Raw genomic sequence first — 20,543 nt, 5'->3', positions numbered from 1 at the left:
GATGGCCGACACGCTCGTGGATCCGATCGAGCCCGTCCCGCCCACGCAGCGCGATCCCGACGCGCTCGGAGCGGCGCCCGCACCTGCGCCGGAAGCGCCCGCGGTCGCTCCACCCGAACCGCCGCCGGAGTCGCCGCCCGAGCCGCCGCCCGAGCCTCGCGCCGAAGCGCCGCGTCCGAAGCCGCGCACGTCGCGCATCGTGCTCGTGGCCGTGGCCGCCGTTTTCGTGGTCGCGGCGATCGCGGCGCTCGTGTTCTGGAACTTCGTCCTGCGATATCGGCCCACGGCGCGTGCGCACGTGCCTGCGGGGACGAACGTCGCGATCCGGATCGAAGCGGCGGACCTCGTGCTCTTCGGCCCCGTGCGCGAGCACCTCTTGAAGCTCGCGCTCGATGAAGGCAGCACGCCCGAGGCCTCTGCGCCGTCGCGCCCCTCGCGCGCCTCGCGCATCCACGATCACACGGGCGTGCGTTTGCCCGCGGACCTGCGCGAGGTCGTCGTCGCGTCGATGGACGGCAAGAGCTGGGTCGCGCTGCTCGGCGGTCGCATCGAGCATGGGAGGTTCGTCAAAGGACTCGCGGAGGTCGCGCGCGAGGAGGGCTGGACCGGATTCCGCCGGGAAGGCGAGCTCTTCGTGGGACCTTCGATCGTGATCGGACAGGCGGACGACGGGACGATCCTCGTCGGCACGGATCGATCGATCGTGGAGGCGGCGCTCCCGGCGACGGAGGAAGGACAGAAGCTCGGTTTGCCCGAGAAGGGCGCGGTCACGTTCGCGATCGCGCGGCAGGCGTTCGAGGCGCTCTCCGGAACGAGCGCGATCACGCCGCGCGCGTCTGCTCTCGGCACGGTCGAGCGAGCCACGGGCACGCTCGCGCTCGGCAGTTCGCCGGAGCTCGTCGTTCGTCTCGAACCGACGAAAGCCGCGGACGCGCCGAAGCTCGAAGAAGCCACGCGCGCGCTCCTTTCTGATCTCGGGCTCGCGCTTTTGCTCGTGCCGGACGTCGCGGGGGAGAAGGAGGCGCTCCGCGCGACCACCGTGAAGCGCGAGGGAGATGTCGTCGTGCTCCGCGCGGCCTGGCCGTACGCCGGACTGGATCGGGCGGCGGAGACGCTCGCGGGCAAGCTCCGAGGGGCGGAAATCCCCGATAAAAAGCCTTGATTTGGGTCGCCCCGGCCGAACGGCGTGCTCTCGGGTCGGGCGGACAAAACGGACGCGCGCGGGGCACCGCATTGACAAGGCGCTGGCACCGGACTAGAGGGACCGCTCTCCCGGATCCGGCTCGATGCCCGACGTGTGCCCGAGGCCGGCTCAATTCGAGCCGCACGCTCGCGCGGCGCATCGCATCCGAGCTCCGGGAAATCCTAGGGAAGGACGGTTTCAAAAGACCAGATGGCTAGTAACGCGAACGTGGAGATGACGGGATCCGACATGGGATCCAGCATGGAGAGCTTCGCCGCGCTCTTCGAGCAGCGGGTCGAGTCCGATTTCGCGCGCGAGGGCGAGATCATCGCAGGCACGGTCGTTCAGGTCGGCCGTGACTCGGTGGTGGTCGACATCGGTGGCAAGAGCGAGGGCGTAATCCCCCTCCGAGAGTTCGCGGACGCCACAGGTCAGGTCGGCGTCAAGCCCGGCGACAAGGTGGACGTCTACATCGAGAGCCGCGAGAACGACGACGGCCTCGTCACCTTGTCGAAGGAAAAAGCCGACAAGATGAAGGTCTGGGATGAGATCTCGAACGCCTGCGAGGCGGACGAGCTCATCGAGGGCACCATCAGCCAGCGCGTGAAGGGCGGCCTCTCGGTCACCATCCGCGGCGGCGTGAAGGCGTTCCTCCCGGGGTCGCAGGTCGACCTCCGCCCGATCCGCAACTTGGACAAACTGATCGGCCAGACCTACAAGTTCAAGGTCATCAAGTTCAACAAGAAGCGGGGCAACATCGTCCTCTCCCGCCGCGTCCTGCTCGAGCGCGAGCGCGACGAGATGAAGCAGAAGACGCTCGAGACCCTCACCGAGGGCATGACCGTCAAGGGCACGATCAAGAACATCACCGAGTACGGTGCGTTCGTGGACCTCGGCGGCATCGACGGCCTGCTCCACATCACGGACATGAGCTGGGGCCGCGTGAATCACCCGAACGAGGTGTTCAACGTCGGCGACGAGGTCACCGTCAAGGTCCTCAAGTACAACCCCGAGACCGAGCGCGTCTCCCTGGGCCTCAAGCAGACCCAGGAGGATCCGTGGAACCACGCCGAGGAGGCCTACCCGGCCGGCAAGAAGGTCCGCGGCAAGGTCATGTCGATCACGGACTACGGCGCCTTCGTGGAGCTGGAGCCGGGCGTCGAGGGCCTGATCCACGTGAGCGAGATGAGCTGGACCAAGAAGGTCAAGCACCCGTCGAAGCTCCTCGAGGTCGGTCAGGAGATCGAGTGCCAGGTCCTCGAGGTCGACGCGCGCGCCAAGCGCATCAGCCTCGGTCTCAAGCAACTCGAGCCCGATCCGTGGATGCTCTTCACGGACAAGTACCACCCCGGCGACAAGATCGCGGGCAAGGTCCGTTCGCTCACCGATTACGGCGTGTTCGTCGGGATCGAGGAGGGCGTCGACGGCATGGTCCACAAGAGCGACCTCTCGTGGACGGTGCGCGTCAACAACCCGAGCGACCTGCACCACAAGGGCGATGACGTCGAGGCGATCATTCTCTCGATCAACCACGACGAGAAGAAGGTCTCGCTCGGCATCAAGCAGCTCTGGGACGACCCGTGGCCGACGATGCTCAGCGAGTTCGCGCCCGGCCGCGTGATCGACGAGTCCCAGGTGATCAGCATCGTCGAGTACGGCATCTTCGTGCGCCTGCGCGAGGGCGTCGAGGCGCTCGTCTCGACGGGCGACATCCTCGAGCCCGAGGGTACGAAGATCAAGGTCGGCGACCTCGTGAAGGTCGAGATCTCGAGCGTCGACACGATCGAGCGCCGCCTCTTCGCGACGATGAAGAACATCGGCGTGGAGAAGCCGCAGCCTGCCGAGCGCCCGAAGCGCGCGAAGGGAGCGGGCGGCGGTGGCAGCACGGCGGCCGACGAGGAGAAGAACGTGCCGGGGACGATCGGCGATCTCATCAAAGAGAAGCTCGGCGGCAAGCTCGACCTCAAGAACAAGGCGAAGGATCAGGAGTAATCCTGCCCCTTCTCGGGTGACCGTTCGCGGCGCCTTCCCCCTCGCGAGAGGGAGAGGCGCCGCGCGCGTTTTGTCCCTACGATCGGCGCATGAAACGCCTCGTCGCGCCCGTCGTCCTCGCTGCACTCGTCACCGCGCTCCCGGCGCGCGCGGATCCACCGAGCGATCCCGATCCTTTTTTTGGTCGCGACAAGGCGCTGCACTTCGGCTTCTCGGCCGCGCTCGCCGGCGGCGCGTATGGCGCCACCGCCCTGTACGGGCTCGACGGGCGGGCGAACCGCGTCGCGGTCGGCATGGCCGTCGCGCTTGGTGCTGGGTACACCAAGGAAATCCTCGACGCCGCGGGGTTCGGCACGCCGTCGTGGAAGGATTTCGCCTGGGATCTCCTGGGGACGGCGGTGGGGCTCGGCGTCTCGGTCGCCATCGATTACGCCCTTTCGCCTTCCCCGAGCGAGAAATCCGGTAGGCCGGCGCCCGCGCGTTGATCGCCACCGGCCGGTGCCGGTGCTAGCGTGCCGCGATCGATGGGCAATCCGCTCTGGGCGCCGTGGCGCATGGAGTACATCCTTTCGAAAAAGGGTGGATCCTGCGTGTTTTGCGGCATTGAGGCTGCTCCGCCGGAGGAGCTCCGCGCGCGGCTCGTGGTGTGTGACACGCCGCGCGCGTTTGTCGTGCTCAACCGCTATCCGTTCGCCGCGGCGCACCTCTTGGTCGTGCCGCACGCGCACGTCGACGCGCTCGAGAAGCTTTCGCACGAGGATCATCACGCGCTCTTCGATCTCGTGCGCGAGGCGACGGTGCGGCTGCGCGCGGCGGTGAAGCCCGAGGGGCTCAACGTCGGCTTGAACCTCGGCGCGGCTGCGGGCGCTGGCATCGCCGAGCACCTGCACGCGCACATCGTCCCGCGCTGGAGCGGAGACACGAACTTCATGCCGGTGCTCGCCGACGTACGCGTCGTGCCGCAGGCCCTCGAAAAGACGCGCGACTACCTCGTGCCGTTCTTCGCGGATCTGCCGGGCGTGCGTTTGCCCGCGGCGAGCGAGGGAGCCGGAAACCCGTGAGCGAAGCGTCGCCGCCCGTCACCCCCCTGCCCCCGGAGCGCAAGACCGCGCGCCGCATCTTCCTCGCCACGAGCGCGGTGCTCGTCGTCTCGCTGTGCATCGTCGCGCACGAGGTGATGCTGCCGTTCGTGCTGGCGCTCGTCGTCGCGTACGTGCTGACGCCCGCGGTGCTGCGCGTCGAGCGCATGCGCGTGCCGCGCTGGGCCGCGATCCTGCTCGTCTATGCGATGACGCTCGGCGCGATCGGCGGGTTCATCGGGATGATCGTCCCGCGCCTCGTCACGGAGGGGCAGGCGCTCGCGAGCGAGTGGCCGAACCTCACGCGCAAGATGCGGAACGAGTGGCTGCCGGCGATCGACTCGCGGCTCGTGCGCTGGTCGGGGCAACGCCCCGCGGAGGAAGCCACGCCGGCTCCCACGCCGAACCCGAGCCCGGAGATCGGCGCGGGCGAGCCGAGCAAGCCCGAGGCACGTGCAGACGAGCGTCCGCCGCTGCGGATCGTGAAGCGCGACGACGGCTCGTACGATGTCTTCGTGAGTGAAGATCTGCGCCTGCACGAGGTGCAGCACGGCACGTGGGAGGTCTTGAACCAGGAGCCGAAGCGCCTGTCGAGCGCGGGCCTCTTGCGCGAAGGGTTCGATAAGGGGCTGCTCTACCTGCGCCAGAACGCGACCGTCGTGCTGCAGATCGGCCAGCGGATCGCGGGCGCGATCTCGCGCGGGATCTTCAACCTCTTCATGACGTTGATGCTCGCGGGTTACATCATCCTGACCCACGAGAAGATCCTCGCCTTCTTCCGCGATCTCTGGGACCCGACCTCGCACCACACGTTCGAGCGGTTCATGCGGAGGCTCGATCGAGGCCTGTCCGGCGTCGTGCGCGGACAGCTCCTCATCTGCCTCGTGAACGGCGTGCTCTCGGCGATCGGCTTCTGGCTCTTCCACCTGAAGTACTGGCCGATCCTCTCGATCCTCGCGGCCGTGATGTCGCTCATCCCGATCTTCGGCTCGATCCTGAGCTCGGTGCCGGCCGTGCTCATCGGCCTGACGCAGTCGCCCATGACGGCGGTCGGCGTGCTCGCGTGGATCGTCGGCATCCACCAGCTCGAAGCGAATTTCCTGAACCCGAAGATCATCGGCGACGCGGCGAAGATCCACCCCGTCCTCGTCGTCTTCTCGCTTCTCGTGGGCGAACACTTCTTCCAGATCACGGGCGCGCTCTTCGCGGTGCCGTGCATGTCCATCGCCCAGACCATCTTCCTGCACTTCCGCGAGTCCACGATGGGCCTCACCGATCCCATGTCGACGCACCCGCCCTCCGCGAAGGTGCGTCCGGACGTGAAGGCGACGCCGCCCGAGCCCCAAGCAGGCGCCGCGGGCTGACGAAGTCGGGAGGGCCCGCGCTACTGTTTCCCGTGGCACGTGGTATGAAGCGCTCGCCTTGAAGACGTCCGACAAGCCGAAGAGCAACACCCAGGAGAAACCGAAGACCGCGGACAAGCCGAAGGCCGCGGCGAAGCCGGCGAGCGCGAAGGACGCACGCGAAGCGCTCATCGCGTCCGCGCGCGACAAGCAGGCCGCGCAGCCGGATCCGCTCCAGATGCTCGAGCCGAAGAAACTCGCGGTCCGGATCGGCATCCCGCTCGCGATCGTCTGGATCATCGCGCTCTTCATCTCGGGCTGGATCTCGAAGGTCGTGGCGCTCGTCGTGACGATCGCGGTCGCGGGGCTCGTCGTCTGGGTGGTCCGGTACGCGAAGCGCTCGCGCGCCGTGGCGAACCTCGTGCGCGGCGCGGACACGCCCGAGGCGCGCAAAGAAGCGATCGAGAAACTCGAGAGCGAGTTCGGCAAGGACGACCCCGCGGCCGTGTTCGCGCGCGCGCAGCTCGAGTTGCAGGAGGATCCCAAGAAGGCGCTCGCCACGCTGGAGAGCATCAAGCTCGACCGCGTGATGCCGCCCGTCGCGGACGAGGCGCGGGCGCAGCGCGCGATGATCCACCTCGTGCTCGGTGAGACCGAGGCGGCCAAGGGCCTCGTCGACAAGATCGATCTCAGCCGGCACAAGGACGCGAAGAGCCGGGCGACGATCGCGGCGATCGTGGGTGAGGCGTGGGCGCGCGGCGGTCAGGCGAAGAAGGCCGTGGAGCTGCTCGACACGCTCGATCCGAACGACGCGACGTTCGCCGACATCAAGCCGCAGCTCCTGCGCTCGCGCGCGTTCGCCTACGCGTGGACGAACGATACGAAGCGGATGAAGCAGATCCTGCGGCAGCTCTCGGCGATCAACCCGCAGTACCTCGCGTCGTTCATCACGAAGAAGAAGATCCCCGGCGGCGTGTCGCCGAAGGGCGTGCACCCGCTCCTCGAGAAAGAGGCCTTCGAGATGATCTCGAAGAGCGGCATGATCCCGCGCAAGATGGAGTACCGCAGGTCGTAGCGAGAGCTACGGCTTCAGGTAGCGCGCGACCGTGCTGAGAAGCGTCTCGATGCCGACGGGCTTGCGCAGGTAACCGTTCGCCGCGATCTTCGTGGCCTGCTGCCGCAGGTTCCCGTCGGCCGAGATCACGATGACGGGGATGTCGGCGATCCTCGGATCGCTGCGCTGCTCGGCCCGGAAGCCCCAGCCATCCAGGATGGGCATCATCAGGTCGAGCAGGATGAGTTGTGGGCGCGCTCCCTCGCGAAGCAGGTCGAGAGCCTGCTTGCCATTGCTCGCGCCGCGCACCTCGTACCCCTCTTCCTCGAGGATCTGCGCGATGGTCTCACGGATGTCCGGATCGTCCTCGACGATGAGGACGCCGCGGCTCCCCTGCTCGATCGTGCCCATGGTCCCCGCCGGCAAAGGCGTGCCACTCTACTGACCTGCCCACGGCATCGCCAGCCCCCGCCCCGCCGCGCTGGACGAATCTTCGTGCGTAGGCGAACGAGCTCACCAACCTGTAACGCGAGTCTCCGCCATGGCCCAGGCATGCACCTTTTGTCGTATTGCGATCGGTGAGCTTCCTGCCCACGTCGTGCTCGACGAACCCGAGGTCTTCGCGTTCCTCGATCGCAGCCCTCTGTTCGTGGGCCACTGCCTCGTCGTGCCGCGTGCTCACGTGCCGACGCTGCTCGATCTGCCCGAGCCCTCGATCGTGCCGCTCTTCGGCGCCGCGCAGCGCATCGCCCGCGCGATCGAGCCGGCGCTCTCGGCGGAGGGTTCTTTCGTCGCGATGAACAACAAGATCAGCCAGAGCGTGCCGCACCTGCACGTGCACGTGGTGCCGCGGCGCAAGAAGGATGGATTGCGGGGGTTCTTCTGGCCTCGCGCGAAGTACGAGAGCGACGACGAGATGGCGCGTGTCGCGGAGGCGCTACGTACGGCGCTGCGATCTCCCGCATAATGCGCCCATGAGTGACACACCTCCCTCGTCCCGCCCACGCTCGCCCGTGCGCGAGGTGGCGAGGCTCTGGTTCGGCCTCGAAGCGCCTGTTGGCAGGCGCGCTTACCTGATCACGGGCGTCACGTTGATGGCGCTGAAGTACGGCATCGACGCGCTGCTCGTGTACCTCGCGTCGGGCGTGGTCTTCTCGCCGCTCGCCTACCTGAACCCGATCTTCACGTTCCGTACGAAGAGCATCCCGGTCACACATCCGTGGCTCTTCGTGGCGATGGGTATCGCGACGCTGCCGTTCCTGTGGATCGGCGTTTCGATGAGCATCCGCCGCGCGGCGAACGCGGGCCTGTCGCCGTGGGGAGGGCTGACGTTCCTCGTGCCGGGGCTGAACTACCTCGCGATGATTGTCCTCGCTGCGATCCCCGAGCGCGGGGACGCGTGGAAGCCGGACCCGACGTCGCCGTATCGCGCGGGCGGGCCGCAGGAGAAGATCCAGCCGAAGATCGAGGGCACGCTGCGGAGCGCGCTGCTCGGCGTCGCGACTGCGGTCGCGGTGGGGCTCGGGATGGCGGGGCTCAGCGCGTGCACGATGGAGCTCTACGGTTGGTCGCTCTTCTTCGTGACGCCGTTCGTGATGGGCGCTGTGAGCGCGTTCCTCCTGAACCGCGACGCGCCGCAGCCGCTCCGCCGCGCGGTCACGGTCGCGTGTTTGTCCGTGGCCCTCACGGGCGCGGCGATGCTCCTGTTCGCGCTGGAGGGGCTCGTGTGCCTCTTGATGGCCACGCCGATCGCAGGTGTGGTGGCGGTGATCGGCGCGATCCTGGGACGCGCGATCGCGCTGCAGGCGAAGACGCCGCGATCCCACGCGGCAGCGGCGGTGCTGATGCTGCCGGGGATCGTGAGCGCGGAAGCGGCGGTCGCGAAGCCGGAGCTGCGCGAGGTGAAGACGGTGATCGAGGTGGACGCGCCGCCGGATCGCGTCTGGGAGAACGTGATCGGCTTCGGCGAGCTCGCGCCGCCCTCGGAGTGGTTCTTCCACACGGGGATCGCGTATCCGGTACGCGCGCGTCTCGAAGGCGAGGGCGTGGGCGCCGTGCGGTACTGCGAGTTCTCGACGGGTCCGTTCGTCGAGCCGATCACGGTCTGGGACAAACCGAACCGGCTCGCGTTCGACGTGTCGAAGCAGCCGCACGCGATGAAGGAGTGGAGCCCGTTCCAGTACGTGCACGCGCCGCACCTCGACGGTAGTTTGAGGTCCAAGCATGGACAGTTCCTGCTGACGGAGCTGCCTGGCGGGCGAACGCGGCTCGAAGGGACGACGTGGTACGAGCTCGAGATGTCACCGAACGTGTACTGGGCGTTCTGGTCGGACAGCGCGATCCACGCGATCCACACGCGCGTGCTCGAGCACGTGAAGAAGCTCAGCGAGAAGAAGTGACGCCGCGGGGGCGGGCTATGCCTCGACGCCCACCTGCCCCGCCCCTCCATCCACGGTGATCATCTGCCCCGTCGTGATGCGCGCCGTCGCGCCGGCGACGCCGACCACGGCCGGGATCCCGTACTCACGCGCGACCACCGCGCCGTGCGACATGCTCCCGCCCATCTCCATCACGAGCCCGCCCGCCGTCAGGAAGAGCGGCGTCCAGCCAGGATCCGTCGACGGCGCGACCAGGATCTCGCCGGGCTCGATCTTCGCGCCCACGGGATCCAGGACCACGCGCGCCTTGCCTGTGACACGCCCCGCCGAGGCAGGCGTACCTGACAAACCTCCCTCGCTCGACGCGGCGGCGGCGATCGTCTCGGGCTCCGTGCCGTCCGAGAGCAGGATACGCGGCACGTGTTTGCGGCCGAGCTCCTGCGTGTTCAGGCGGCGACGTTCGGCCACGAGCGCGCGGAAATCCGTGCCTCCGGTGACGGCGCGTAGCTCGCGCAGGTCGAGGAAAAACACGTCGTCCTCGGCGGCGAGTTTGCCCTCCTGGGTGAGCAATCGACCGGCCTGGAGCAAGAGCGAGCGCGCGTGCGCGATGATGCGCACGATGCCGAACTTCGGTGCCTCGCGAACCCCCATGAGCCTGCGCACACGGCTCGCCGCGAACCGCACGACCTCACCACGCAGGACGCCCTTCGCGCGCGCACGCGACACGAGCTCCTCCGCCTTCCGCTCCGCCTCGCGCGCGCCGCGCTCGAAGGCCACGTCCGGCGGGGCCGCGTCCTCGCCGAGCGAGAGGTAATTCGCGACGCTGCCGAGGATGTGCGTCGGATCGTCGCGCCACCGCGGCACGCCGATGTCGATCTCCGCCACCCCGCGCGCGCCCCAGCGCGCGAGGAACGCTTGGAGCTCACGTTGAAGCACGGCCGGCAGCGAGCGATCGGCGTAGCGCTTCGCCAGCGCAAGAGGCGCCTCCTCGCGCAGCGCGCTCCGGGACGCGGGATCAGCGCCCACGCGGCGCGAGAGCGCCCAGAGCTCGAGATCCATCTCCGTCGTTGGGTTGTTCGGGAGCGACCGCAGGAGCGTGTGGACCTCGGCCTCGTCCAGGTCGTCTCCCAGCAAGCCGCGGAGGACACGCAACGCGACGAAGCCAACCGCAACGCTCGGCATGTTCAGGAAGATGAAGAAGGGAGCGCGGAGCATGCGCTCGACCGCGTCGAGATAGGCCGACGGAGGCGACCCCTCGGCAACCTCGCCGAGCGCGATCGTGGCATCGGCATCAGCCGCGATCTTCGCCGAGACGGCGTCGGGCTTCACGAGCCCCCGCAAGACCATCCGCGGGGCACCGATCGACACGAGAGCACGAGCGACGCTCCGCGCAGTCTTCCAGGAAGGCGTGTGCACGAGGCCGAGGCGCTCGTCTTCCAGGAGCGTGCGCACCACGGCGCCCGTACGTGCCTCCATCCGTGTCGAGGCGAAGAGGAAGACGCGGCGGCCGAGCGGATTACGAAGGACGCCCGTGATGTCGAGGAACAACCGGTTCGCGCCGATGGCCCAGAAGGGCGCGCCGTCCAGAGGATCGCCGTCCCAGAGGCCCGTCGCTCTCGCGGCATTGCCCGAGAACGCGCGCCAGAACTGAAGGCCCATCGGCGAGAACGGGCGAAACACCCCCTGCGCCACGTTGAAGCTGAAGTAGACGCGCGGGCCTTCCTTGGAGGACCAAGGACCTTCGGGGATCGGGAACAACGTGGTGATCGGGCGCGACTGCACGAGGAGGATCTTTCCTTCGGGATCGATCGCCCACTCGATGTCCTGCGGCGCGCCGAAATGCGCCTCGACGCGCGCGCCCATGGCCGCGAGCGCACGCGCCTCCGTGTCGGAGATGCAGGCCTCTGCCGAGCCATCGGCGCGCTGTTCGTGACGCGTTCCTCCGCCGGGCAGCGCCTCGATCACGACACGTTTGTCCCCGAGGCGACGCGTGACGATCTCGCCCGTATCGACGCGCACCTCCAGGTGATCGGGGTTCGTCGCGCCGCTCACGACGGCCTCACCGAGCCCCGGCGCCGCATCGATCACCGCCTCGTGGCGCCGACCCGTCACAGGGTTCGCCGTGAAGAGCACGCCCGCGGCGCGTGCATGCACGAGGCGCTGCACGACGACCGCGAGCGAGACCTCGCGCGGATCGATGGACCGATCCGCGCGGTACACGACGGCACGCTCGGTGAAGAGCGACGCCCAGCAACGACGAACGGCATCGAGCAAGGCATCCTTGCCGAGCACCCCGAGGTACGTGTCCTGCTGCCCGGCGAAGCTCGCATCCGGCAGATCCTCGGCCGTGGCCGACGAGCGCACGGCCACGGCCGCGCCCCCGAGCTCGACGTCGTACGCGCGGACGCACGCCTCGGCGATCGCATCGGGCACGGTCACGGACGAAAGCGCGGCGCGGATCTCGGCCGCGAGCTCTGCGAGGCGGTCGCGATCGCTCGGATCCGCCGACGCGAGCGCTTCGAGCTTCGGGCCGATGTTCGCCGCTTCTGCTGCGGCGCGGAACGCGGAGGTCGTCAGGACGAACCCCGGCGGGACCGGCACCCCGGCGCGGAGCATCTCGCCGAGGTTCGCCGCTTTTCCGCCGGCGATGGGGAGCGAGGATCGATCGAGCGCCGAGAGCGGGAGCACCGTGCCTTCTGTCGTCATCGTCGGACCTCCTTCGTCGTCTTCCTCTTCGCGGCCTCGCCCAGGAGGGTGAAGGCCCGCAGTACGAGCGCGCGCTCTTCGTCCGAGAGCGCCTCCATCACGTGGATCTGCGCATCCGTGCGTCGATCCAAGAGCTCCGCGACGAGGCGCGCCGCGCGCGGGCTCCTCGTCACGCGCCGCGCGCGCCGATCCTCGGGATCCTCCTCGCGCAGGAGCAGCTTGCGCCGCACGAGCTGATCGACGAGGCGGCTCGTCGCCGAGGGAGAACGGCCGATGAGCTCCGCGAGCTCTTTCAACGTGCGCGGCACGCCGTCGTCGAGCAGGAGGAGCACGCCGAGCTGGAGGAGCGTCAGCTCGACCTCGTCGAGCGAGGCGATCGCCCCGATCAGGAAGTCGCGCGCCGTCGCGATCCGCGTGACGCGGATGCTCTCTCGCAGCGCTCGGCGGTCCTCGGCGTTCATGTGCACGGATCGAATGATTGCATCCATGCACCTAATTTTCCAGAAAAAAGGAGCCCGGATGCGCCGGGCTCCTTCGTCGTGGCCTCAGAACTCGCAGTGGCCGGGCGTGCGCGGGAACGGGATGACGTCCCGGATGTTGCCCATGCCCGTGCAGAGCAGGACGAGGCGCTCGAAGCCGAGACCGAAGCCCGCGTGCGGGGCCGTGCCGTATTTGCGGAGGTCGAGGTAGAACTCGTAGTCCTCGGGCTTGAGGCCGGCCTCCTGCATGCGCTCGAGCAGCACGTCCAAGCGCTCCTCGCGCTGGCTGCCGCCGATGATCTCGCCGATCTGCGGCACGAGCACGTCCATGTTGCGCACGGTCTTCTTGTCGTCGTTCAGGCGCATGTAGAAGGCCGTGAAGTCCTTCGGATAGTCCGTGAGGATCACGGGCTTCTTCAGGTGCACCTCGGTCAGGTACCGCTCGTGCTCCGTCTGCAGGCTCGATCCCCACTTCGCCGGGTACTCGAACTTCTGGCCGGACTTCTCGAGGACCTCGATCGCCTCGGTGTACGTCATGCGCGCGAACGGGCCCGCGACGATGTTCTGGAGGCTCTCCTTGAGGCCCTTCTGCACGAAGCTGTCGAGGAGGTTCAGGTCCTCCTGGTTCTGCTCGAGCACGGCGCGGATGACGTGCTTCAAGAACTCCTCGGCGATGTACGCGTTGTGATCGAGGTCCGCGAACGCCATCTCGGGCTCGATCATCCAGAACTCGGCGAGGTGGCGCGTGGTGTTCGAGTTCTCGGCGCGGAACGTGGGGCCGAACGTGTAGATGTTGCCGAGGGCCATCGCGTAGGTCTCGCCCTCGAGCTGGCCGCTCACCGTGAGGCTCGTGCGGCGACCGAAGAAGTCCCTCGTGTAGTCGATCTTGCCCTCGGGCGTGCGCGGGAGTTTGTCGAGGTCGAGCGTCGTGACCTGGAACATCTCGCCCGCGCCCTCGGCGTCGTTGGCCGTGATGATCGGGGTCTGGACGTAGAAGAAGCCGCGCGAGTGGAAGAAGTCGTGCACGGCCATCGACAGGGTGTGGCGGATGCGCGTGACCGCGCCGAAGGTGTTCGTGCGCGGCCGGAGGTGGCCGATCGTGCGCAGGTAGTCGAAGCCGTGGCGCTTCTTCTGCAGCGGGAAGTCCTCGGACGCGAAGCCGTAGACGTGCACGCGCTCGGCCTTGATCTCGATCGCCTGCTCCTTGCCCTGGCTCGCGACGACGATCCCTTCGACACGCAAGCTCGAACCCGTGCCGAGCTTCTTCACCTCGGTCTCGTAGTTCTCGAGCGTGCCGTCCGCGATGACCTGCAGGTTCTTCAAGCAGGAGCCGTCGTTGATCTCCAGGAAGGAGAAGTTGTTCTTCGCGTCGCGGCGCGTGCGGACCCAACCACACACGCTCACGCGCTGGCCAACGGGCGACTGCTTGAAAAGCTCCTGTACGCGATGGATCTGCATGGTGCCCTTCCCCAAAGCACCAGACTCCGAGGGGCGCAAGGGGCTTCCCCGATCGAGGCTCAGCCGGTCTCGATCGAGAGGGATGCGTCCCGTGCCCAGTCGCTCCAGGACCCCTCGTACAGAGCGACGTCCTCGCGGCCGAGGATCGCGAGGGCGAGGAGATCGTGGCAGGCGGTGACGCCGGAGCCGCAGTAACAAACGACGTTCTTCGCATCGAGCGCGCCGAGCGTCCGGTAGCGCGCGTCGAGCGCATCGCGCGAAAGGAAGGCGCCGCCAGGCGAGACGAGGTTCTCCACGAAAGGCGCATTCCGGGCGCCGGGGACGTGCCCGGCACGCGCGTCGATCGGCTCGGAGCGGCCCTCGTACCGCTCGCGAGCCCGCGCATCGAGGACGAGGGCCGCCGGCAAGCCGAGCGCGGCGAGGCGAGCGACGTCGGCTTTGTCCACGACGGGAGCACCGCCGGGCCGAAGCGCGAGGGGCGGCGTGGGCGTGATGTGGGGCGGGTCGGTGCTGAGCGCGCGGCCGGACGCGATCCAGCCACCGAGGCCGCCGTCGAGGACACGACCGCCGGAATGCCCGAAGTAGCGAAGTAGCCACCACATGCGCGCTGCGATCGCGCCGCCGGCGTCGTCGTAGGCCACGACGATCGAATCCTCGGTGACGCCGAGGCGCGCGAGCAGCGAGGCGAATTTGTCAGGTTCGGGCAGCGGATGACGACCCGGGCCTCGCGCAGGATCCCCCGCGAGCTCCGCGTCGAGATCGACGAACGACGCGCCGGGGATGTGGCCCGCTGCATACGCATCGACGCCACGCTTGCCCGAGAGATACCAGCGCACGTCGACCACGCGGACACGCGGATCGGTTGCATGCGCCGCGAGCCAATCCACCGTGACGAGCGGGCCTTCGGACATCGGCGCTTCTCCTAGAACGTACCCGACAAACCCACGCTCCCCGGCCCGATGTACGGCACGACCACGGGCGCGAGATGCGCGTCCTTCTTCGCCGCTTTCTTCCCACCGCCCGAGGGCAAGAGCCAGAACGTGAGCGCGAGCGCGCCCATCACGCCGCCGCCGATCGCGAGGCCGAGGCCCACCGTCTGGAACGTCCGCCGCTCGTCGTCCCGCGCCTTGATCTCGGCATAGTCCGTCGCGGGCAAGCTCGTGCCCGGCTCGCGCAGCGCCGCGAGGTCCTCGATCTCGCTCGTGCGTGAAGCCGCCGTGTAGAGAAACACGCCCGAGGCGGCGCCGAGCCCGACGGTCAAACCTGTCGCGATCCAGGCGAACGTGCGCCCTCCGCCCTTCGTCGGCGAGAGCGCCACGCGCGCCACGCTTCCGCGCTGCACGGTGACGGTCGTGCTCGACGTCGCGCCGTCCACCTGCATCTCGACCTCGTGTTTGCCCGGCTCGACAGCGACGCGGCCGTCGTCGTCCGGATCGACGGGCTTGTCATCGACGAGCACCACGGCCGAGCCCGGCACGTCGCCGAGCGCGACGATCGCTTCCTGGGCAGGCACCATGAGCGACTTCGTGAGCGCGGTCGTCGCGAGATCACCGAACTTGTCCTGCGCGACGATCGTGATGTCGAGCTTGGCCTTCGGCCGGATGAACGAAGGATCGAGCGTGCCGCGCAGAGGCCCGTCGGGCGAAGGCGCGAGCGGCAGATCGAACGATCCCTCGATCGCGCTCGATCGAACCCGCGCGATCACGCGCAGCCACGGAGGCGCGACGCTCGCCGTCGCAGAGATCCGCACCGGCGCCCACGCCACCTCGGGCGCTTCGATCTCGAGGTCCGAAAGTTTCACGCCCGCACGTTCGATCCGCTCTTTGCGCGCGCTCTCCGCGGCCGTGCGACAAGCCGCGCGCACCTTCGGCGATTGATCACGCGCGACCTCGGGATCGTAGCCCGCCGCCACGACCGCCTTCGTGCACGCCTGCGCGCCCGCGGCCTCGCCGCGCGTGACCAGCGCGGCCTGCGTCTCCAGCAGGCCCGCCTCCACCGCGAGCGTCGGCGGGAGCTCCGACTTCGGCAGCGTATTCAGCGTGCGGAGCGCATCCGCGAACGCGCCGCTTTCGACCTGCTCGCGCGCCCTCGCCACGACGCTCGCGAGGTCCTCCCCTCGCGCCTCCGTCCCGGCGGCGCCGAGGGCCACACCCACCGAAAGAGCCAACGCGACTCGCCCGAGCCGAGCGCCCATGCTCCGCTTCCCGTTCTTCATGGCAAACCTTACTCCGCCCTGCGCAGATCCACCCGGACCGACGACGGTTTGCCCGGCTTGATCGTGACCGACAGGCTACGCGACGCGCCGAGCTCGCTGTTGCGCAAGACCACCGAGTGCGGGCCCGGCGCGAGCGAGATCGGCGCGAGCGGTGTGGTCCCGACCGAACGACCATCCACGGTCACGTCGGCCCAAGGCGAGACGGACACGACGAGCGTGCCCGGCTCGTTCGAATTCGCTTCCTCGGCCGCCGCAGACGCGGTCGACGCGGCCGTCGATCCTTGCGCCGTTCGTTTGGGATCGAAACGCCCGCCGGTCCCCTGCGCGACCGTCGCCGTCGGCGTGGCCGAGGGCGCGCCCGTCGACGTGGTCGTGGGCTGCGCGTCAGGCGCCGTCGTGCTCGGCGCCGCGGCGATCGTTTCGGTCGGCGCAGGCGTGATCGCGGACGGCGACGCCGACGTGACGGCTTGATCCGTACGCGGCCCCGACGCGCTCCGCGAGAGCACGAAAAACGCCGTCACGCCGCCGAGGATCGTGAAGCCCGCGAGCGCGAGCACGGGCAGGACCATCGAGCGTCGCCCCTTCGCCTGCAAGCTCGACGGCGCGCCCGCATCCGCGAAGGTCCCGACGTTCGTCACGCCAAGGCCGCCGCTCATCGGGTTCGATCCAGGCGCCGATCCTGGCGCGCCCACCATCGACGGGTGATATCCGGGCGCCGAGATCCGCCCCGCGCCCGTCCCCGGCTGCGCCATGCCCCCGTGCGTGCCGTACGAGGGTTGCACCGGCGCGTCGGACGAACGCGTGATCTCCGTCGGAAATCCGCTCGGCCGCTGCGCGCCCGTGCCGAGCTGCATGCTCCACTCCTGCGGCCGCTTCGCTTGCCCCGTGCCCGGCGCGCTCGATCCACCGGCAGGCGCGCCCGCCACCTGCTCGACACGCGCGCGAAGCTCGGCCTGCGCTTCCTTCACGGCGCTCGGCCCGAGCGCGCGCAGGGCCTCGTCCATGAGATACGCGAGCTCGCCGCCGTCCGCGATGCGCCGGCGTGGATCGAGCTCTGTCGCGCGATCGATGGCATGCGCGAGCGCATCCGGGACGCCCGGCAAGAGCTCGTGCACGCGCGCGACCGGCTCGCTCGCGATCATCATGAGGAGCTGCGTCTGCGTCTCGGCCTTGCGCAACCTGCGCCCGAGCAGCCCTTCGAAGAGCGTGATGCCGAGCGCGAACACGTCGGCGCGACCGTCGAAGGGCTCGCCGCGCGCCTGCTCGGGCGGCATGTACGGGAGTTTGCCCTTGAACACGCCGGTCTCGGTCTTCTCGCCGCCGAGGCCCGAGATCCGCGCCACGCCGAAGTCCGAGAGCCGCACGCGGCCGTCGCGCGCGACGAGGATGTTCGATGGCGTGACGTCGCGATGCACGACGCCGACGTTGTTGCCGTTCTCGTCGCACATGCCATGCACGGCCTCGAGCGCGCGCGCGACCTCGCGACCGATGTACGCGACCGTCGCGGGCGCGAGCGTGCCCGTGCGCTTGAAGATGCGATCGAGCGCGGCGCCGTCGACGAACTCGAGCACGAGGTAGAGGCCGCCCTCGGCGTTGCCGAGCTCGATCAGGCGCACGACGTTCGGGTGATCGAGGCGCGCGATCACCTGCGCTTCGGCGACGAACGAATCGGTCGCGACGTCGCCGATGTCGCCCGCGGTGAGCAGGCGCTTCACCGCGACGCGGCGGCGGAAGTTGCGCGGCCCTTCCTCCTCGGCGAGCCACACCTCGCCCATCGCGCCCTTGCCGAGCATGCGGAGGAGGCGGTACTTGCCTGCGAACAGAGGCTGGGAGCCAACGGAGCCGATGCTCATACGCGCCTCAAGGTGCCGCCGGGGGCTCGGGCTCGGGTAGGACGGCCATGCGGATCGTGGCCGACGTTTCGTCCGTCTCGAGCCAGCCGACGAAGAGCTTGCCCGAGGTGAGGACCGCATGGAGCGCGCCGATGCTGCGCGTGGAGAGGCGCGGAATCGAAGCCACGCGCGACGCCTCCGCGCTCGCCGGATCGACGAGGTAGACCGCGATCTCCGGCGCATCGACGGCTTCTCCGGGCGTGACGAGGATCGGCTTCGCGCCATCACGTCCGATCCACGCGGGGCGCGGCGTGTCGCGCAGGCCCGGCAGCGCGCCGATCGAAGTCTCGACGGGCGGCGTGGGATCACCCATCACGGGCGCCGCGACCGTGCGCAGCCCGGCCGGGCCCGACACGGGATCCGTCGGCTGCTTGTCCCCCTGACGCGCCGAGGGCTCGATGTACGTGAGCGAAGCGTCATCCGCGGCGACGGGGATCGCGAGGCGACCGAGCTTCACTTCGGCGGCGCCGCCGTCGTCGGGCAAGAGCAGTGCGCTCGGCCGCTCGTTGTCGAGGATCCACCACGCGCCCGTGCTCACGCGGAACGCGCCGAGGACACCCACGGCGACGGGCAACTTCGCGCGCGCCGAGTGATACGTGGGCTCCGGCGCGAAGAGCGTGCCGTCTTCCTGCATCGAGAAGACCGTGAGCTCAGCGACCGTCTCCAGGTTGTTGTCGATGGTCGCCGTCCGCGAACGCACGTAGCCGAGCTCGACACGATCGCCGTGGTGAAGGAGCTTCGGAAAGCTCACTGCGCCGTACCCCACGGTCGCGAGTCGTTCCTCCTTGGGCCACGCGGATTCGAACGCGGCCGGTTGATCCTCGCGCCCCTGGGGAGGCAGATCGACGCGGTACGTGACGAGGCGCGGCTCGACCGTGGGATCGTCGGGGAGCGAAGGCGCGCTGATCGCCACGAGCACGCGATCACCGCCCACGGGCAGGACATCGAAGTAGGGCTCGAGCGAGTCGGCATCCGCGACGTAGCGACCCACGATGTCCATGCGCGGGCTCACGGCGCCGTCAGGCGCGACGCGCGCGCCCACGAAGCGCTGCCCTTCGTCGGAGTACGCGTACGTCTCCCACACGACGAGCACGCCCGAGGCTTGCGGCACCATGCGCACGTCCGGGCCACGCAGATACGGGACGACGCCGACGGTGATGGGCACGGGCGTACCCGGCAGCGCGCAGACGCCGTGGATGCAGTCGTATCCCTCGGGGCAAGCGCCGCCCTCCGCGCAGAGCGCCGGCATCTCCCCGAACGAAGGTTCCCCGCAGCCCGCCCCGAACATCCCGAGCGCGGCCACCACTGCGCCCGAAAAAACCCGTCCCCTCGATCCCCTCAAGGTGCCCCCTGTCCTTGCGCCGCCTCGATCCGCGGCCCTTCGCTCGGCCGCGCGAACCCGCGCGCGCGCGCCGATCGACCGAGGAGCGTCCCCACGCCCTCGCGACGCAGATCCGACACGCCGATCCAGAGGTCCATGTTCGACTCGTAAAATTCGGTCCACGCGACGTACGCCTTGTTGCCGAGGCCAAAGGCGCGCGCCGTGAAGATCGATCCGGTGCTCGTCCGCGGCACGCTCGCCACGATCCGCAGAGGCTCCGTCGGCGAGCGCCACGCGACGTCGATCGTGGGCAACTCCGGATCACGCGAGACCGGCGCCACGAGCGCGCCTCCCTCGAACGGCGTGCCCACGAACGGCGTGGCCGTCTCCGGCATCGTGAAGCCCTTGTCCTCGGTGGGCATGCCCGTCGCGGGGGTGAAGACGTAGCTCACCGCGTACGTCGCCTTCGCGGAATCGTAGTCGCCGACCCGCAACGCGAAGACGCCGTCTTTCCAGCCGAAGAGCGGCTCGTCGGTGGTCGGCGCAAACTCGGTCATCGAGCCCATGCCGCCCATCGCGGTCGCGGGATCCACCGTCGAGAGCGCGTAGCTCTCGAAGCCCACGCGCACCGTGAGCAGGCCGCTTTCGTCGCGGAAGATCTGACAGTCGCCGGAGAGCGGCGGCACGTCCGGCGGCAGGTTCGCCGACGCCTTCCACGTGGGGCTCCAGAGCGAGCCTTCCCGTTCGAGGTGCAGCACCTCCACGCGACCGCCACCCGAGGGCACGGTCCACGCGATGTTCAGCGTGGTCCCGTCGATCACGGCGCCCACGTACGGAGGCTCGGCGCCGCCGAGGAACGGCGTCGTCGTGGAGAAGAGTTTTTCCACCGCAGGCGTCGAGCCACTCGTCGACGTGCGCTCGATTCCGAGGAGCTCGAGCGTCATCTCGTCGGATTCGACGTTCGGGAACCGCACGAGCACCACGCCGTATCGGCCGTCGGGCAGCGGCACCACGGACGAGGAGATCGTCCCGCCGGCGTACGTGAAGAGCGCGCGCGGCTCGGACACCTTGCCGTCGGGCGCGACGCGGATCTCGTAGATCCCGCGCGCGCCCGGGGTGAAACCGTCGTTCACGAGGAGCGTCGCGCCCTCGCCCTCGGACGACAGCCAGAACATCTCCGGCGGATTGATCCAGGCAACGCGCTTCGGCCTGCGACTCGTGGGGTTCGCGCCGTCGCGCACGCAGACCGTGGCCTGGCACGCGTACCCTTCGGGGCAGACGCCGCCGGTTTCGCACGCGAACGGCACGTCGCCGAGCTCGGGCGTGCAGCCCGTGCCGAGGAGCGCCGAAAGGACCCAAACGTAGCGGGCCATCCGCCCGAGCATGCCGAGCAGTCTACCCCCGGATCCGGCCGCTTTGCGTGGGAAATGCGCGGCGGCCGGC

Annotated in this window: 17 protein-coding genes; 8 read left to right on the top strand and 9 right to left on the bottom strand. The window is 69.1% G+C overall.

Annotated elements, in window-relative coordinates:
* Position 1: 1 nt before the first annotated feature.
* The 6 genes from KEG38_RS14405 to KEG38_RS14380 all read left to right on the top strand — a co-directional run bounded on the left by KEG38_RS14405 (position 2) and on the right by KEG38_RS14380 (position 6,672).
* Positions 2-1,162 (top strand): hypothetical protein, encoded by a 1,161-nt coding sequence (locus tag KEG38_RS14405; RefSeq protein ID WP_272420005.1) that lies wholly within the window; start codon positions 2-4, stop codon positions 1,160-1,162.
* 231 nt (positions 1,163-1,393) lie between these two features.
* Positions 1,394-3,175, top strand: coding sequence for a 30S ribosomal protein S1 (locus KEG38_RS14400; protein ID WP_272420004.1), 1,782 nt, complete (start codon positions 1,394-1,396; stop codon positions 3,173-3,175).
* 89 nt (positions 3,176-3,264) lie between these two features.
* A complete protein-coding gene (locus KEG38_RS14395; RefSeq protein WP_272420003.1) occupies positions 3,265-3,660 on the top strand; it encodes a YfiM family lipoprotein in 396 nt (131 codons plus the stop codon).
* A 39-nt stretch (positions 3,661-3,699) separates the two neighbouring features.
* Positions 3,700-4,236, top strand: coding sequence for an HIT family protein (locus KEG38_RS14390; protein ID WP_272420002.1), 537 nt, complete (start codon positions 3,700-3,702; stop codon positions 4,234-4,236).
* Complete coding sequence (locus KEG38_RS14385) at positions 4,233-5,618, top strand: AI-2E family transporter (protein WP_272420001.1); 1,386 nt, start codon at positions 4,233-4,235, stop codon at positions 5,616-5,618. Before KEG38_RS14390 ends, KEG38_RS14385 begins: the two co-directional genes overlap by 4 nt.
* A 58-nt stretch (positions 5,619-5,676) precedes the next feature.
* The gene (locus KEG38_RS14380; RefSeq protein WP_272420000.1) at positions 5,677-6,672 is read left to right on the top strand and encodes a tetratricopeptide repeat protein; all 996 of its coding nucleotides are present in this window, start codon (positions 5,677-5,679) and stop codon (positions 6,670-6,672) included.
* Between the two features lie 6 nt (positions 6,673-6,678).
* Here the strand turns inward: KEG38_RS14380 and KEG38_RS14375 are convergent, their stop codons facing one another.
* Positions 6,679-7,077, bottom strand: coding sequence for a response regulator (locus KEG38_RS14375; RefSeq protein WP_276072813.1), 399 nt, complete (start codon positions 7,075-7,077; stop codon positions 6,679-6,681).
* 31 nt (positions 7,078-7,108) lie between these two features.
* Here KEG38_RS14375 and KEG38_RS14370 point away from each other — a divergent pair, with 31 nt between their 5' ends.
* Both KEG38_RS14370 and KEG38_RS14365 read left to right on the top strand, forming a co-directional pair.
* Positions 7,109-7,618: an HIT domain-containing protein gene (locus tag KEG38_RS14370; RefSeq protein WP_308216883.1), complete on the top strand. Its 510-nt coding sequence runs from the start codon at positions 7,109-7,111 to the stop codon at positions 7,616-7,618.
* A gap of 7 nt (positions 7,619-7,625) precedes the next feature.
* Entirely contained in the window at positions 7,626-9,050 is a 1,425-nt protein-coding gene (locus tag KEG38_RS14365; RefSeq protein ID WP_272419999.1) for a hypothetical protein, read from the top strand.
* A 15-nt stretch (positions 9,051-9,065) separates the two neighbouring features.
* Here the strand turns inward: KEG38_RS14365 and KEG38_RS14360 are convergent, their stop codons facing one another.
* The 8 genes from KEG38_RS14360 to KEG38_RS14325 are packed head-to-tail and all read right to left on the bottom strand — an operon-like array spanning position 9,066 to position 20,473.
* Positions 9,066-11,735, bottom strand: a complete 2,670-nt coding sequence (locus KEG38_RS14360) for a PEP/pyruvate-binding domain-containing protein (RefSeq protein ID WP_272419998.1) — start codon at positions 11,733-11,735, stop codon at positions 9,066-9,068.
* Positions 11,732-12,223 carry a MarR family winged helix-turn-helix transcriptional regulator gene (locus tag KEG38_RS14355; protein ID WP_272419997.1) on the bottom strand — a complete coding sequence of 164 codons (492 nt, stop codon included), beginning with the start codon at positions 12,221-12,223 and terminating at the stop codon, positions 11,732-11,734. The genes KEG38_RS14360 and KEG38_RS14355 overlap by 4 nt, the downstream gene beginning before the upstream one ends.
* Positions 12,224-12,280: 57 nt before the next feature.
* Entirely contained in the window at positions 12,281-13,672 is a 1,392-nt protein-coding gene (gene asnS / locus KEG38_RS14350; RefSeq protein ID WP_272419996.1) for an asparagine--tRNA ligase, read from the bottom strand.
* 59 nt (positions 13,673-13,731) lie between these two features.
* Entirely contained in the window at positions 13,732-14,583 is an 852-nt protein-coding gene (locus KEG38_RS14345) for a sulfurtransferase (protein WP_272419995.1), read from the bottom strand.
* Positions 14,584-14,594: 11 nt separating this feature from the next.
* A complete protein-coding gene (locus KEG38_RS14340; RefSeq protein WP_272419994.1) occupies positions 14,595-15,887 on the bottom strand; it encodes a hypothetical protein in 1,293 nt (430 codons plus the stop codon).
* An 8-nt stretch (positions 15,888-15,895) separates the two neighbouring features.
* On the bottom strand, positions 15,896-17,740 hold the full coding sequence (locus KEG38_RS14335; protein WP_272419993.1) for a serine/threonine protein kinase: 1,845 nt from the start codon (positions 17,738-17,740) through the stop codon (positions 15,896-15,898).
* A gap of 7 nt (positions 17,741-17,747) precedes the next feature.
* Positions 17,748-19,121 (bottom strand): hypothetical protein, encoded by a 1,374-nt coding sequence (locus tag KEG38_RS14330; protein ID WP_272419992.1) that lies wholly within the window; start codon positions 19,119-19,121, stop codon positions 17,748-17,750.
* Positions 19,118-20,473: a hypothetical protein gene (locus KEG38_RS14325; RefSeq protein ID WP_272419991.1), complete on the bottom strand. Its 1,356-nt coding sequence runs from the start codon at positions 20,471-20,473 to the stop codon at positions 19,118-19,120. Before KEG38_RS14325 ends, KEG38_RS14330 begins: the two co-directional genes overlap by 4 nt.
* Positions 20,474-20,543: the final 70 nt, after the last annotated feature.

Origin of the sequence: Polyangium jinanense (assembly GCF_028435265.1) — a bacterium.
In the GTDB taxonomy this organism is placed as follows: domain Bacteria; phylum Myxococcota_A; class Polyangia; order Polyangiales; family Polyangiaceae; genus Polyangium; species Polyangium jinanense.
Note: the sequence above shows the minus strand (reverse complement) of the source record. Positions and strands in the feature narration are given on the sequence as shown.

Bases quoted from the DNA above. Each gene is read 5' to 3' on its own strand.
- KEG38_RS14400 (WP_272420004.1), top strand. From the start codon at position 1,394: ATGGCTAGTAACGCGAACGTGGAGATGACGGGATCCGACATGGGATCC.
- KEG38_RS14340 (WP_272419994.1), bottom strand. From the start codon at position 15,887: ATGAAGAACGGGAAGCGGAGCATGGGCGCTCGGCTCGGGCGAGTCGCG.
- KEG38_RS14325 (WP_272419991.1), bottom strand. From the start codon at position 20,473: ATGGCCCGCTACGTTTGGGTCCTTTCGGCGCTCCTCGGCACGGGCTGC.
- KEG38_RS14360 (WP_272419998.1), bottom strand. From the start codon at position 11,735: ATGACGACAGAAGGCACGGTGCTCCCGCTCTCGGCGCTCGATCGATCC.
- KEG38_RS14335 (WP_272419993.1), bottom strand. From the start codon at position 17,740: ATGAGCATCGGCTCCGTTGGCTCCCAGCCTCTGTTCGCAGGCAAGTAC.
- KEG38_RS14355 (WP_272419997.1), bottom strand. From the start codon at position 12,223: ATGGATGCAATCATTCGATCCGTGCACATGAACGCCGAGGACCGCCGA.
- asnS (WP_272419996.1), bottom strand. From the start codon at position 13,672: ATGCAGATCCATCGCGTACAGGAGCTTTTCAAGCAGTCGCCCGTTGGC.
- KEG38_RS14390 (WP_272420002.1), top strand. From the start codon at position 3,700: ATGGGCAATCCGCTCTGGGCGCCGTGGCGCATGGAGTACATCCTTTCG.
- KEG38_RS14395 (WP_272420003.1), top strand. From the start codon at position 3,265: ATGAAACGCCTCGTCGCGCCCGTCGTCCTCGCTGCACTCGTCACCGCG.
- KEG38_RS14365 (WP_272419999.1), top strand. From the start codon at position 7,626: ATGAGTGACACACCTCCCTCGTCCCGCCCACGCTCGCCCGTGCGCGAG.
- KEG38_RS14405 (WP_272420005.1), top strand. From the start codon at position 2: ATGGCCGACACGCTCGTGGATCCGATCGAGCCCGTCCCGCCCACGCAG.
- KEG38_RS14345 (WP_272419995.1), bottom strand. From the start codon at position 14,583: ATGTCCGAAGGCCCGCTCGTCACGGTGGATTGGCTCGCGGCGCATGCA.